Origin of the sequence: Nostoc sp. DedQUE09, assembly GCF_034530915.1 — a bacterium.
GTDB lineage: Bacteria > Cyanobacteriota > Cyanobacteriia > Cyanobacteriales > Nostocaceae > Nostoc.
In genome coordinates, this window is sequence record NZ_JAVRCE010000025.1 from 26,136 (window position 1) to 38,829 (window position 12,694).

Genomic DNA, 12,694 nt, shown 5'->3' on the forward strand with positions numbered 1-12,694 from the left:
CATCGCTCCAACGCCATCCTCGCGCATTTGGTGTAACTTTCTGATACTTGTTCTTGTTGCCTACCAATTCAAAACCAGCAAATTCCAAATTATCCGACGAAAATCAAAAATATTCTGGTGTGTGAAATCGATTTTCATAAAAATTTTTCTTCAAATTCCGATCAATATCAGCCGTACTTTCAGAAAGTAATTCAATAATCAAATCTGGATAACGGCCATCTTCTTCCCAGACTACACAAGAACTACGCGATCGCTATTTCGGTGTGCTTTGATTAAAAAAAGACAAACATGGGTATGTACTTGTTCGGTTGTTGATTTAATTTAAGCTGTTAAGTCAGGAGTTAGGAGTTATTCTTTCTGATCTCTCCCCCATCTACACTGAATTTATGAAAGCAGAGTCACGGATTCCGCTACACTGAGACTTGGTTTATCTGAATTGTAATCAGGCATGGAAATCGGACAAAAAGTTAAAGTCTTTCGTTTACGCGATCGCGTTTCTCCCCCAATTGTAAAAAAACTCGGACAAGTGGGTATCATTCAAGGCTACAAAGTCACCGATGGTCGTGGTATCGGTGTAGTGGTGCTGTTTGACGACAATACTTCCACTTGGTTTTTTGAAGATGAAATCAAACCTGTGTAGTAGTGCTTTGAGTTTTTCTTGGTATCTGAAATTTCAAACACAGGTTGAGAGTCTTTATTGAGTGCTAAGTTGGAGTTGAAAAGATCGGCGGTGAAAATAGGAATCAACTAATGGCTCTAATATTGACATTTTTGGGCAAAGGCGGCACCGCTCGTACCAAAATTGCGATCGCCGCCGCCAAATTATTGGCAAGTCAAGGCAAGCGCGTACTCCTAGCAGGACAAGCAGAACCAACATTGCAAATCCTGCTAGGTACTCCCATTGCTGCCGATCCTCAGGAAATCGCTCCCAATTTGCAAGCAGTCCAGTTTCAAGCATCTGTACTGCTAGAACGCAATTGGGACGAAGTGAAGAAACTTGAGGCGCAATATCTTCGTACACCCATCTTCAAAGACGTTTTTGGTCAAGAACTGGTAGTATTACCAGGGATGGACAATGCCCTGGCACTGAATGCTATCCGCGAATATGATGCCAGTGGCAAATATGATGCGATTGTCTACGATGGCACGGGCGACTCTTTAACGCTGCGAATGTTGGGTTTGCCAGAATCTCTGAGTTGGTATGTTCGGCGATTTCGGCAATTATTTGTCAACTCAGACTTAGGGAAGACGATTACTGAATCGCCCTTGATTCAACCGCTGATTAGCAGTTTTTTCAATATCAACTGGACAGCAGATAACTTTGCAGGGCCCACTAACCAAGTCAATAATTTCTTAGAAAAGGGGAGAGCCGCTCTGGCCGATCCCAAGCGTCTTGCTGCTTTCTTGGTGACTACAGGAGATCCAATTGAAGTAGCAAACGCTCGTTATTTATGGGGTAGCGCTCAACAAATCGGTTTAACTGTCGGTGGTGTTCTGCTTGTGTCTACCGAGACAAATGTTAACCTGTCAGAGGAATTTATACCCCTACCTGTGAGTGTCGTTCCCGACTTGTCCACAGGTGACTGGCAACCACTGATAAATGCTCTACCCAACTTTGAAGCACAAGCTTTACAGGCTCCTAAACCTATTGAAATAGACATCCACAATCGTCAAGTACGCTTATTCTTGCCAGGATTTGACAAAAAGCAGGTGAAGCTTACCCAATATGGGCCAGAAGTCACGGTAGAAGCCGGAGATCAGCGGCGTAATATTCCCTTACCCCCGGCTCTGAGTGGCAGACCTGTTGCTGGAGCAAAGTTTCAGAATAATTATTTGATAATTTCGTTTTAATTTAGTTAGGAGTTAGGAGTGACGAGTTAGGAATAAAACAATAATTCATAACTTTTAACTCCTAACTCCTCACTCTAAAAAAAATACGCTTTATGTCAGAATCAACTCCCATTACCCCAGACCCTAACCCATCTGAGGCGTTAGACTCAGTGGTAAATAATCCCAATGAGCAAGCGCTCGCATCTGCCGATCGCAGTGCGAAAACTAGGCAGATGTTGGGGATGAAAGGTGCAGCGTCTGGGGAAACTTCAATTTGGAAAATTCGTTTGCAGCTCATGAAGCCCATCACCTGGATTCCCCTAATTTGGGGGGTAGTCTGTGGTGCGGCTTCTTCTGGTAACTATACTTGGACGCTGGAAAATGTGTTGAAGGTAGCAGCCTGTATGTTACTGGCTGGGCCGTTGATGACAGGTTACACCCAAATTCTCAATGATTACTACGATCGCGAAATCGATGCCATCAATGAACCTTATCGCCCAATTCCCTCTGGGGCAATTCCCCTACCCCAGGTAATTATTCAGATTTGGGTATTACTGATTGCTGGCTATGGTTTGGCATTTGCGCTAGATGTGTGGTCTGGTCATGAATTCCCGACAATTACAGCGATCGCCATCATCGGTTCTTTCATCGCCTACATTTATTCTGCACCTCCCTTGAAACTCAAGCAAAACGGCTGGCTAGGCAGCTACGCCTTGGGTGCAAGTTATATCACCTTACCTTGGTCTACAGGACACGCTTTGTTTGGCGAACTCAATTCCACAATTATAATTTTGACAATGTTCTACAGCTTGGCTGGATTGGGTATTGCCATTGTCAATGATTTTAAGAGTGTAGAAGGCGATCGCCAGTTAGGATTACAGTCATTACCCGTAATGTTTGGCATCACCACTGCGGCATGGATTTGTGTAGTAACGATTGATGTATTTCAAGGGTTGATAGCAGCTTATCTGGTCAGCATCCATGAAAATTTGTATGCAACAATACTAATACTCTTAATCATTCCGCAAATCACCTTGCAGGATATGTATTTTCTGCGCGACCCTGTGAAGAATGATGTTAAGTACCAAGCCAGCGCTCAACCTTTTCTTGTTTTGGGAATGCTGGTAACAGGTTTAGCGCTGGGTCATGCTGGCATTTAATATACTTCTCAGTAGAGTTATCAATTAGGAGTTAGGAGTTAATATACTTTTAACTCCTAATTTGTATCAGAAAATGCCGTGTTAGAACTTATATCTTTCCTGATTCACGCGATTCAACCTTTGCTAATCCCAATATGCTTTATCACTGCTTGGACTGTAACTATTCTCGTTATGTTGAGTCTCTGGACGGCGGCGCGAGATAGCGTGGCTACAGCCAAGCAAATGCATCAAATACCCTGTACTGGTTGCCAATTCTTTACTGACAATTACCGCCTTAAATGTACTGTACGCCCATCTACTGCCAATACAGAAGAAGCAATCAATTGTTTGGACTATCAACCGAAGACGAATCCCTATCTGTATTAAGGATTGGGGGCCGGGGATTGGGAAAGATGCCCAATATTCAATAACTATTCACTAATATTCAGCAATATTTTTAAAACACCGCGACTCTGGGCATGTTCAAAAGCCGCAAGCCCTTCAATGAGGGGGTAGGTGGCATGAATCAGGGGTTGCACGTCAACTTGTCCTGTGGCTAGTAGCTGGAGGGCTGGTGTAAAGGGCCCACAACGGGAGCCGATAAGGGTGATTTCATCCACTACTAAGGAAGAAACATTTAGGCTGAGGTTGCCAGCATACGTACTTTTAAGTACAAGCGTACCACGGGGACGGAGGGCGCGGCGGGCGATCGCAAACCCTTCAGGGTTGCCAGTACATTCTACTGAGATATCAAAATATCCATCTGTAACAGCGTCGGCTAGACTCGTTTTTATCCCCCGTGTCTCTAAGTTAGCCAGTTTGTCTCGATGACGCCCCACAGCTAAGAGTTCACAGCCAGTTAGGGCTAGCGTCTGGGCTACCAATTGTCCTAATTTGCCATCTCCAACCACTAGCACGCGATCGCTTGGACGCAATGGCACTTGCTGTTGAATTTCCAAAGCTGCTGCTATAGGTTCGGTAAATGTTGCTACTTCTGTCGGCACATTATCAGGTACGGGATGCAGGTTCTCCATCGGCAAACTGAGATATTCACCAAAGGCTCCATTCCGGTTGACAATACCTAGAACTGTGCGATTTTCGCAGTGAGTTGGTTGTCCACTGTGACAAAACCGACAATGCCCACACACAGCGTTGATTTCTCCAACTACGCGTTGGTTAACTAAGTGTTCTGGCCCTTTTTCAACCACGCCAACAAATTCATGCCCCAAAATACCAGTGTAGGGATAGTAGCCTCTGAGTAGTTCTAGGTCAGTGTTACAAATACCTGCACGTAAGACGCGCACTAAGGCTTCTCCCGGTGGTGGTTCAGGAATGGGAATATCCGTGCGTAGTTGCAGCTGATTATTTTCGAGCCAAAGTCCTTTCATTGCTCTTCACGTCCTTTGCCTAATTAGATTGTCATACTACTTTGAAAAATTTTTATAAAATAGACTTCTTGGCATTTGTCGGGAAAAGGGTAAGGGGTAAGGAGGAAAGGAATAAGAAAAACCTTTTCCCTTTAACCTTTCTCCTTTACCCACCTGTTGCAAAAGTTTCTTTTGCAACAGGTCTAATATATACCGACGTACATCTGCACCCCTATAACCATACCTATGTCTCTGTAGAAGGTATTTCTTTTATTTTGGTTACATCAACTTTGCTTAACCAAGTAACCAAGTCATCTGAGCTAAGTGCAATTTCACTTCCCAAGGTTTTGATATAGAGAAGTCCGTCGCTAATAACTAAATCTCTAATTGGATACCATGAATCTCGTGTTCTAATCAGAAGTTCCAAAGGAATGCCTGGTCTTGAAGTATACTTGCGATATTTCCACCAAGCTCGCCATATAAGTACAGATTTAGTACAGTGCATCTGATAACCTTTGGGAACTTCGCAGTATTGATACTGATAGTAACCCCGACTATCTACTTCTCCTTTGAGGAGATAAGCATATTCTGCTAATACCTGATTTATCAATTCCCACTGGGATGATTTTGGAGAAATCAAGAAGTCAGATAAGGTGTTAGATATTTGAGCGGTGGCAATCACGCCTTCAGATTTCGCTGTTAGTTGGTTTGTTTTATACACTGTTTGCGCTGTCAAAGCAGGATTTGACAACAAAACTTCTTTTTTCTGGATAGAGTTTTGCACAAACTCTCGAATTAAATCTAGATTAGATAACATAAAATTATATTAAGTTAACCAGTGTAATTAAAATCACAGCAGTACTTAAATTAATAACTACACTGGTCTTGCGCTTAAATCAGGATTATTACCAGCTTCATTTATACTAAATTCTTTGTTTGACTAGGGTCTTGTTAAGTTTAATATCGATGTGCCGCCATTGACTATACTGGTTGATAAAATCACTGTTTCCAAGTATAGTAATGCAGCAAATTAAATTTTTACACCTTCGAGAAAAGGTTGAAATACCTGAACTAATTCGGGACGACTAACTACAAGGGTGGGAAAAGAGCGATCGCTATAATCTTCTCCCAGTGACAAAGGAAACGGTTCTGATTTAAGCGATGACCAGACCCCACCAGCAGCTTGGACAATTACCCAAGCTCCCGCTAAGTCCCAAACTTTTGGTGTCGCCTCAATACCACCTAGAGTAGCCCCAGTAGCAACTGTCAAGAAATTATAGCTAGCCACACCCAACATCCGAATTTTACAGGGAAAGCCGTTTTTCATAGCTGCGGTACTACGAGAACAGAGGTTGAAAAAGTGATTGTTGCTGGGACTATCAATACTAGTATGGATGGGGTGGAGGTTGAGAAATGCTCCCATTGGCGTTGCTAACCCAGATGAACCCGGCCAAAAACCATGAAAAGCTTGATTTAAAGTTGGTGCGTAAACATACCCAAAAATGGGCGTGCCTCGATATAGTAAACCCAGAGAAATTGTCCAGATGGGAATGCCGCGTGTGAAGTTGGTTGTACCATCAAGAGGATCAATTACCCAGCACCACTCAGTACCGGGAAATGACTGATCGCTCTCTTCGCTCAAAATGCCGTAACCAGAGAAAGTAGAAGCGATCGCATCCCGAATTTCCTGATCTGCCCATTTATCTGCTTGCGTCACCAAAGTACCATCAGCTTTTTGGGAAGCCTGGACTTGCCCAAAATCTTGCATTAGCTGCTTGCCCACTCTCGTAGTGGTAGTTTGGGCAAAATCAAGAATTGTTGTCCAAAAATCATTCATTGGTTAATAGTCATTTGTCATTGGTCATTGGTCATTGGTCATTTGTCATTTGTCCCATGCCCAATACAGTTTAGTCTAAATCGCTTTCTAAAACTGAAGCGATCGCTTGCTTGGTACTTGTTTGAAATTCTGTAATATTCACCCGATTCAGAAACCAAATCGACAGCACCATTCCTACGGCTTCCAGAACAAATACCAGTCCATAAGCTAACTCTAGGCTTGGTAAAAGCTTGCGTCCAATATCCAAAACTGTACCTCCGATTACCACCGCCACACCTCTAGAAAGGGACTGTGCTAATCCCCATGCCCCAATAAATGTACCTGCGGCTTCTGCTGCGGTAAGATCCAACATCAAGCTAATTGCGGCTGTAGTTAAGAAACCTGTAGCTAAACCGAACAATACCAAACCTAGTTTGAGAACTGCTGCATTAGCTGTGAATCCTGATATACCTAGCAATATTGCACAGAATGCTACCAACATACAGCCGAAACGTGCAGTTCTGCGCTTACCTAAACGCGGAACAATGTAAAAGCCCGTAACGCCGTAGGCAATCAGTAGACCCGTTCCATAAAAAATATTTAATTTGGTACTTTCCGCTAGGGGCATTTTAAAGACTTGACCCGCATAAGGTTCTAAAATTGGGTCTTGCATAAACAAACTGATAGTCATCACCAATAAAAAGGTGAAGAAAATACCTGTTTGTGGGCTAGCTGTCAATATTTTCCAAGCATTGCCTAGAGTAATGCTGTCTTCTCGGTTCACCAGTGTGGAACGGGTTGAGTATTGGGAGTATTTTTTTTCTACACCGAATGTGGCTGCGATCGCTAAACCAAATACAATTGCTGGGACGATAGTAAACAATCGGTTGATTGCTGGTTGTAAGGTTTCTACAGTTGCTTCTGGCGTTAACTGCTTCAGCAAACTGGCACTGATAATCGCCCCAACAATAATCCCCACCATTAGCATCGACCAAACCACACCAACTACTTTGGAACGGTTATCTTCTTCAGATATATCCACCAACAAAGCAGCAAAGGCAGTACCACTAGCACAAATTCCTAGACCGTAGACAGCAAAAACTAAAGCCAAAAGTCCTGTCCAGCCGATTGTTTGGGTTGTCCACACCCAAGTACCTGCACTATTTCCAGCAAGATTCATCTGCCACATTACTTGTACAGCTAAAAATGCTGCGATCGCAAATATTGCCGCGCCCACCCAAACATAAGCTGTGCGGTGGGAACCCCATAACGGCTTGGCATCGGAAATCTGGCCGAACCAGACACGGGAAGGAGCAACAAATAAAGGCAGTGCTAGAACTACTGAAACCAGTGTTGCCGGAATTGCTATTTCTTGAATCATGACTCTGTTGAGTACCCCCAGAGTCAAAATGGACATCATACTCAACCCCATCTGAAATAAACCCAACCGGAACATGGTTAGCAGGTTTACCCTTGGCACAGATAGGGATTTTTTTTCGGTATCAAATACTTCACCGCTTGCCATAGCTACTTTTTTGTATGGTTTATAGGATTTAATCTCTCTTATTTAAATAAAGATAAACCCTAGCTGCTCAAAATCAGCGAACGAAAAGTGGAAGTTACGATTGCAGTTATTTAGCAAGCAGTTATACTCCCCAATTAGCATAAGCTTCAGCCAAGTTAGGATTAATCTTTGTGGCTTGAGCGTAATTTGCGATGTCTACGACGGTCACTGAGCCTGTCCTGAGCGTAGCCGAAGGGCGCAGCCGAAGTGCGGGCTACGCCTACGCATAACAAGAGAATTTTAGGATGAAGTAGTGAAACGAGACTCTATTTACTATCAAATTTTTAAGCGCTTTCCTGGGTTACTCTTTGAACTGGTTGATAATCCTCCTCTTCAAGGGCAAAACTATCGATTTGAATCAGTTGAAGTCAAAGAAACCGCTTTTCGCATGGATGGTGTGTTTTTACCTCCAGAGGATGCAACATCCAGGATAATCTTTTTTGCTGAAGTTCAATTCCAAAAAGATGAAGCCCTGTACCATCGGTTCTTTACCGAGTCGCTGATGTACCTGAACCGGAATCGTTCTCAGTACGATGACTGGTTCTGTGTGGTAATTTTTTCATCACGCTCTCTGGAACCAAGCGATCAAAAAACTCATCGAATATTTCTCAACAGCGACCAAGTACAGCGAATCTATTTAGATGAGTTAGGCGCGACTAATCAGCAGCCAATAGGTATCAACTTAATGCAGTTGACTCTAGCATCGGATGAAGTGATGGCGGAGCAAGCAAAGCAATTAATTGAGCGAGTAAAATTAGAAGAAACGGACACACTGCCGAAAAACGAAATACTAGACATCATAACCACAATTGCCGTTTATAAGTTTTCTTCGTTGAGTAGAGAGGAAGTTGAAGCTATGCTAGGACTGACTTTGGAACAAACAAGGGTTTATCAAGAAGCGAAAGCCGAAGGTCGAGAAGAAGGTCGGGAGGAAGGTCGAGAAGAAGGTCGAGAAGAACAGAAAGCTGAAATGTTGAAACTTACCGTGCCTTTGTTACTAAAAACAGGGATGAGTGTGGAGCAGATTGCTCAACACCTCAATGTTGATATAGAAGCTGTCCAGAACGCTGCACAGTCAAGCACATAGAATGAGGAAGTTGAAGCTATGCTGGGACTGACTTTGGAACAAACAAGGGTTTATCAAGAAGCGAAAGCCGAAGGTCGAGAAGAACGGAAAGCTGAAATGTTGAAACTTACCGTGCCTCTGTTATTAAAAACAGGGATGAGTATGGAACAGATTGCTCAACACCTCAATGTTGATATAGAAGCTGTCCAGATTGCTGCACAGCAAAATACATAGAATTGATATTTCATGCCTGTTCTCATATTTTGGCAAAATGAGGAGAGCTTGATTAAAATCCTCAATTGCCTTTTTATAGTTTTCAAAGCGATCGCGCCAAAATGTGACAAATTAAGATGCTTATAATTTCATCAAAGAGTAAATAAATCCTCTGTTTAAGCTGCTACATTCTTCACTTCATTGAAAAGCAGAAGCTACAGAGGTTAGAAAGCTTTGTTTTGGTATCAAATACTTCATCGCTTGCCATAGCTAATTTTTTGGATGGTGGTGATGCGATCGCGCCAAAATTTAACAGATGTAAGATGCTCATGACTTCATCGGAGGCGATCGCATCTGATGCCAAAACGGGAACTATAAGAAAATAAGCTAATACCATGCTTTGGTATAAAGCAAAAAAACGTAATACATCACAATATATTTGTTTATCCATGTCTAACGAACAAGAGCGTAATTCCGCTTTTAACGCTGCTGCCAACATTAACGTTCAACACGCCCAATTACAAGATTTATCCTTAAGTGCAGCCCGTAGATTATATAAAGGTGGGATTCGGCCTGGTGATCCGATAAGAACCAGAGTGCAAGCCCAAGAAATGTTAGATAAAATCCCCCCATCTCAAAGAGCAGGGATTAATGGCAAATCTACTGATGTTAATATCCAAAAATACTTATCAGATAAACACGCTAGTCACATCAAACCCCACAGCAAAGGTGGCTCAAACGATCCCAAAAATATCGAGTGGGAAAACGCCAAAGATAATTTAGCCCGTGGCGATAAACCTATGACTCCACAGGAGCAAATGAGACTAAATGCCAAAGGACATTTTGACAACCTAACAGGTGCAGTTGAAGCAGGCGTTAAAGCCGCGCCCCTTGGAGCAGCCATTGGTGTAGCGACAACAGCACCATTTTCGTTACTAACCAATGCGTTGCGGGTAGTTCGGGGTGAAATTTCTGCACAAGAAGCCGCTATAGAAACATTGAAAGATACCGTAAAAGGCGGCACAGTTGGGGGCGTGACAGCGTTTGTAACCACAACAGTAGCAGCAGCTTGTCCACCAATTGCGATCGCTTTAACCGCAGCAGCACCAGTTTTAGCTGTTGTTGGAACTGCGGGTATGGTTTACGAGTTTTTCAAAATTCTCGACGATCATAAACAAACGGTGAAAATCTATTATGAATCTTTAACTCAACAAGAATTAGAAAGATTAGAAGCAATTGAAAACGAACTGATTTATGAACACCAGAAAAATCTAGAGTTTTTGGCTGAAGCAGAAGCAATTAATCAAGAAATTACAAATCGCCCAATTGCACCAGGAATAAAAGGGGCTATGCAACGGTTACGTGAATCGGTCGCTATTGCCCAGTCTTTAGGACTAACATCAGCAGATAGTAAGTTACTGCCTGATTCTCAACTTCTTTGCCTTCCTCCTAATTCCTAGAGAATTAGTTAAAAATTATATGATTTTTATAATTCCTCTTGTGTTCGGTGCTTTAGGAGCGGCAGTTGGTGCTGTTGCAGGTGCTTTTACTGCTCATGCTGCTGGCGAAAAGGATAGACAAGCAGCCAAGCATCACAGAGAAGTTGCAAATGAATTAACGGACAAATACGCAAATTTAGAGAAGAAATATTATGAATTTGCTGATGAAAGCAAAAGGCAGATTAATGATTTAACTCGTCAACACGTATTAGATGAAGTAGAAAAAGACTGTTTGCGTTTAGCAGTACGACTGCAACAAAATCTCATTTCCTTAATGTGGGAGATTGATAGAGAACCTACAACAGATGCTTTAAACAGATTTCAAGCAGCAGTGGAACAAACTAACCAAGTTCTCTACCAATTAAAAGAGGAGCTAATTATTGTTCCTAATGATTACTATGCAAGTCTTTTAACAGCAACAGCAGCAACTAGAAAAATCAACACTATAAAATCCAACGATGCTGGCGGTAAAACCATTCTCAGTGTTGATTTAGGCAGAACTTCCACAAAAACTTGTGTAAGCCGCGAACCGGGCAATGTGGTGTTCGTACCTGCTAATGTGAAGCAGATATCAATAGAACAGTTACGTGGAGGCGTTCTTGAAGTTCGTGCTATTGATCCTTTAATAAATTTGTGGCTGGAGTATCAAGGAAATGGATATGCTCTTGGTCAACTGGCAGCAGATTTTGGAGCGAATCTAGGAATCGGACAATCTAAGGTAGAGGCTGCACTGGTAAAAGTGTTAGCAAGTGCTGGCTACTTCAAACTCAGAGACGATATCTCAGTTGTACTGGGTCTGCCTTTTCTTTCCTTAGAGCAATTTGAAAACGAAAAAGCATACTTGATTAGTCAAGTAGGCGGCCCTCATGTGTTGAACTTCCGAGGCGAATCTGTGTCGCTGAACGTCAGTAAGGTATGGGTAATGCCAGAGGGCTATGGCAGCCTGTTGTGGTCTGAAGCTCAACCTAAGAAAAGTCCTGGCAGTCCCGATTTTACAAAAATATCGGTGGCGATCGTCGATATTGGACATCAAACCGTCGATCTTTTGATGGTAGATAATTTCCGATTTATTAAATATCTTTCTAAAAGTGAAGACTTTGGTATGAATAAGTTTTATGAATTGGTGGCTGCGGAAATAGACGGTGCTGATAATCAATCGTTGGCACTGATTTCTGCTGTTAACAAACCCAGAGGTGAACGCTACTACCGTCCTAAAAGCGCAACCAAACCTACTAACTTAGACGATTTTCTTCCCAACCTTATAGAGATGTTTTATCGTGAAATCTGTAGCCGTGTGCTAGCCTGGTTGCCAGAGCGTGTAACTGATGTAATTATTACTGGTGGTGGCGGTGAATTCTTCTGGGATGATATTCAACGTCTGCTTAAAGAAGCAAAGATTTATGCCCATTTAGCAGCACCCTCTAGGCAAGCTAATGCCTTGGGGCAGTATATTTATGCTGAGGGCGCAATTAGGCGCTATTGAGCGCCGTGCTAGGTCAGAAAACTGATGTTACTTTGAATTTATCCCAGAGTAAAGATAATTTTCGGTAGCTGTAAAGATTTATTTAATATACTAGTAAACAAATGAAAATTAAACTTTCTGATGATGTTAAACGAAAACATTATAAAGAGTGTATTCCTCTTAACCAAGGGAAAAACTTTAAAGCAGGACAAGAATTGCTTGTAAATGTAGAAAATATTCACAAGTTACCAAATAAATGGGAGTTTTGTTATTTTGATTTAGAAAAAGAAGTGACTTACCCCTTTTGTATAACGCACGAGGAAATAAAAAATGATTCGAGAAAAGAAATAAATTTTTTAATTGTTATTGAATCTGAATTCAAAGAATTAATTACAATACCGGAAATAAAGGAATTGATAGACTATCAGAGGGTAGCGATATCTCGTTCAATGACTACATCAGCTACTACATTTGAATTCCTAGATACTTATCAACCTTTTGAGCGATATTATCAAAGCCTATCTTGAAATAGGAGCGTGACTATCAATCGATACAGCTTGTTAACAATCACCAATGCCCTATTCGCAATCTTGCCTGTGACAATACACTACAAAAGTCAAAAAGCTTGAACAAAGACTTATCACAACATTGAGCAAGAACTAGCTAAAAAAGAGCGATCGCACTCCAGCAATGTTAGAGAGCAATGCTTGGTTTTGTAAAACAGTGATCGCTTCAAAG

Annotated in this window: 15 protein-coding genes; 9 read left to right on the forward strand and 6 right to left on the reverse strand. The window is 42.1% G+C overall.

The window, feature by feature from the left end; genetic code table 11:
* Nucleotides 1-103 precede the first annotated feature (103 nt).
* Complete coding sequence (locus RMY27_RS17255; RefSeq protein WP_322665228.1) at nt 104-202, reverse strand: hypothetical protein; 99 nt, start codon at nt 200-202, stop codon at nt 104-106.
* A 246-nt stretch (nt 203-448) separates the two neighbouring features.
* Between RMY27_RS17255 and RMY27_RS17260 the strand changes: the two genes are divergently transcribed.
* From RMY27_RS17260 to RMY27_RS17275, 4 genes are all read left to right on the forward strand, one after another.
* Complete coding sequence (locus tag RMY27_RS17260; RefSeq protein WP_322665230.1) at nt 449-640, forward strand: DUF2862 domain-containing protein; 192 nt, start codon at nt 449-451, stop codon at nt 638-640.
* A 110-nt stretch (nt 641-750) separates the two neighbouring features.
* Nucleotides 751-1,851, forward strand: a complete 1,101-nt coding sequence (locus RMY27_RS17265) for an ArsA family ATPase (RefSeq protein ID WP_322665232.1) — start codon at nt 751-753, stop codon at nt 1,849-1,851.
* Between the two features lie 92 nt (nt 1,852-1,943).
* A complete protein-coding gene (chlG, locus tag RMY27_RS17270; RefSeq protein ID WP_322665233.1) occupies nt 1,944-2,990 on the forward strand; it encodes a chlorophyll synthase ChlG in 1,047 nt (348 codons plus the stop codon).
* Nucleotides 2,991-3,068: 78 nt separating this feature from the next.
* The gene (locus RMY27_RS17275; protein ID WP_322665235.1) at nt 3,069-3,356 is read left to right on the forward strand and encodes a hypothetical protein; all 288 of its coding nucleotides are present in this window, start codon (nt 3,069-3,071) and stop codon (nt 3,354-3,356) included.
* A 44-nt stretch (nt 3,357-3,400) separates the two neighbouring features.
* Here the strand turns inward: RMY27_RS17275 and RMY27_RS17280 are convergent, their stop codons facing one another.
* The 4 genes from RMY27_RS17280 to RMY27_RS17295 form a co-directional block, all read right to left on the reverse strand.
* Nucleotides 3,401-4,357, reverse strand: coding sequence for an MDR/zinc-dependent alcohol dehydrogenase-like family protein (locus tag RMY27_RS17280; RefSeq protein WP_322665237.1), 957 nt, complete (start codon nt 4,355-4,357; stop codon nt 3,401-3,403).
* A gap of 223 nt (nt 4,358-4,580) precedes the next feature.
* Complete coding sequence (locus RMY27_RS17285; protein WP_322665239.1) at nt 4,581-5,153, reverse strand: hypothetical protein; 573 nt, start codon at nt 5,151-5,153, stop codon at nt 4,581-4,583.
* A 213-nt stretch (nt 5,154-5,366) separates the two neighbouring features.
* Complete coding sequence (locus RMY27_RS17290) at nt 5,367-6,173, reverse strand: inositol monophosphatase family protein (RefSeq protein WP_322665241.1); 807 nt, start codon at nt 6,171-6,173, stop codon at nt 5,367-5,369.
* Between the two features lie 70 nt (nt 6,174-6,243).
* Nucleotides 6,244-7,677, reverse strand: a complete 1,434-nt coding sequence (locus RMY27_RS17295) for a BCD family MFS transporter (protein WP_322665243.1) — start codon at nt 7,675-7,677, stop codon at nt 6,244-6,246.
* Nucleotides 7,678-7,969: 292 nt separating this feature from the next.
* Between RMY27_RS17295 and RMY27_RS17300 the strand changes: the two genes are divergently transcribed.
* Together RMY27_RS17300 and RMY27_RS17305 are read left to right on the forward strand one after the other, a co-directional pair.
* The gene (locus tag RMY27_RS17300) at nt 7,970-8,803 is read left to right on the forward strand and encodes an Rpn family recombination-promoting nuclease/putative transposase (protein WP_322665245.1); all 834 of its coding nucleotides are present in this window, start codon (nt 7,970-7,972) and stop codon (nt 8,801-8,803) included.
* A gap of 18 nt (nt 8,804-8,821) precedes the next feature.
* Entirely contained in the window at nt 8,822-9,016 is a 195-nt protein-coding gene (locus RMY27_RS17305) for a hypothetical protein (RefSeq protein ID WP_322665247.1), read from the forward strand.
* Nucleotides 9,017-9,188: 172 nt separating this feature from the next.
* Here RMY27_RS17305 and RMY27_RS17310 read toward each other — a convergent pair whose 3' ends face one another.
* The gene (locus RMY27_RS17310) at nt 9,189-9,446 is read right to left on the reverse strand and encodes a hypothetical protein (protein WP_322665249.1); all 258 of its coding nucleotides are present in this window, start codon (nt 9,444-9,446) and stop codon (nt 9,189-9,191) included.
* Between RMY27_RS17310 and RMY27_RS17315 the strand changes: the two genes are divergently transcribed.
* From RMY27_RS17315 to RMY27_RS17325, 3 genes are all read left to right on the forward strand, one after another.
* Entirely contained in the window at nt 9,445-10,455 is a 1,011-nt protein-coding gene (locus RMY27_RS17315; protein WP_322665251.1) for a hypothetical protein, read from the forward strand. The genes RMY27_RS17310 and RMY27_RS17315 overlap by 2 nt on opposite strands.
* Nucleotides 10,456-10,474: 19 nt before the next feature.
* Nucleotides 10,475-11,977, forward strand: coding sequence for a hypothetical protein (locus tag RMY27_RS17320; protein WP_416212352.1), 1,503 nt, complete (start codon nt 10,475-10,477; stop codon nt 11,975-11,977).
* Between the two features lie 101 nt (nt 11,978-12,078).
* Nucleotides 12,079-12,483, forward strand: a complete 405-nt coding sequence (locus RMY27_RS17325; RefSeq protein WP_322665253.1) for a hypothetical protein — start codon at nt 12,079-12,081, stop codon at nt 12,481-12,483.
* The last annotated feature ends 211 nt before the right edge of the window (nt 12,484-12,694 follow it).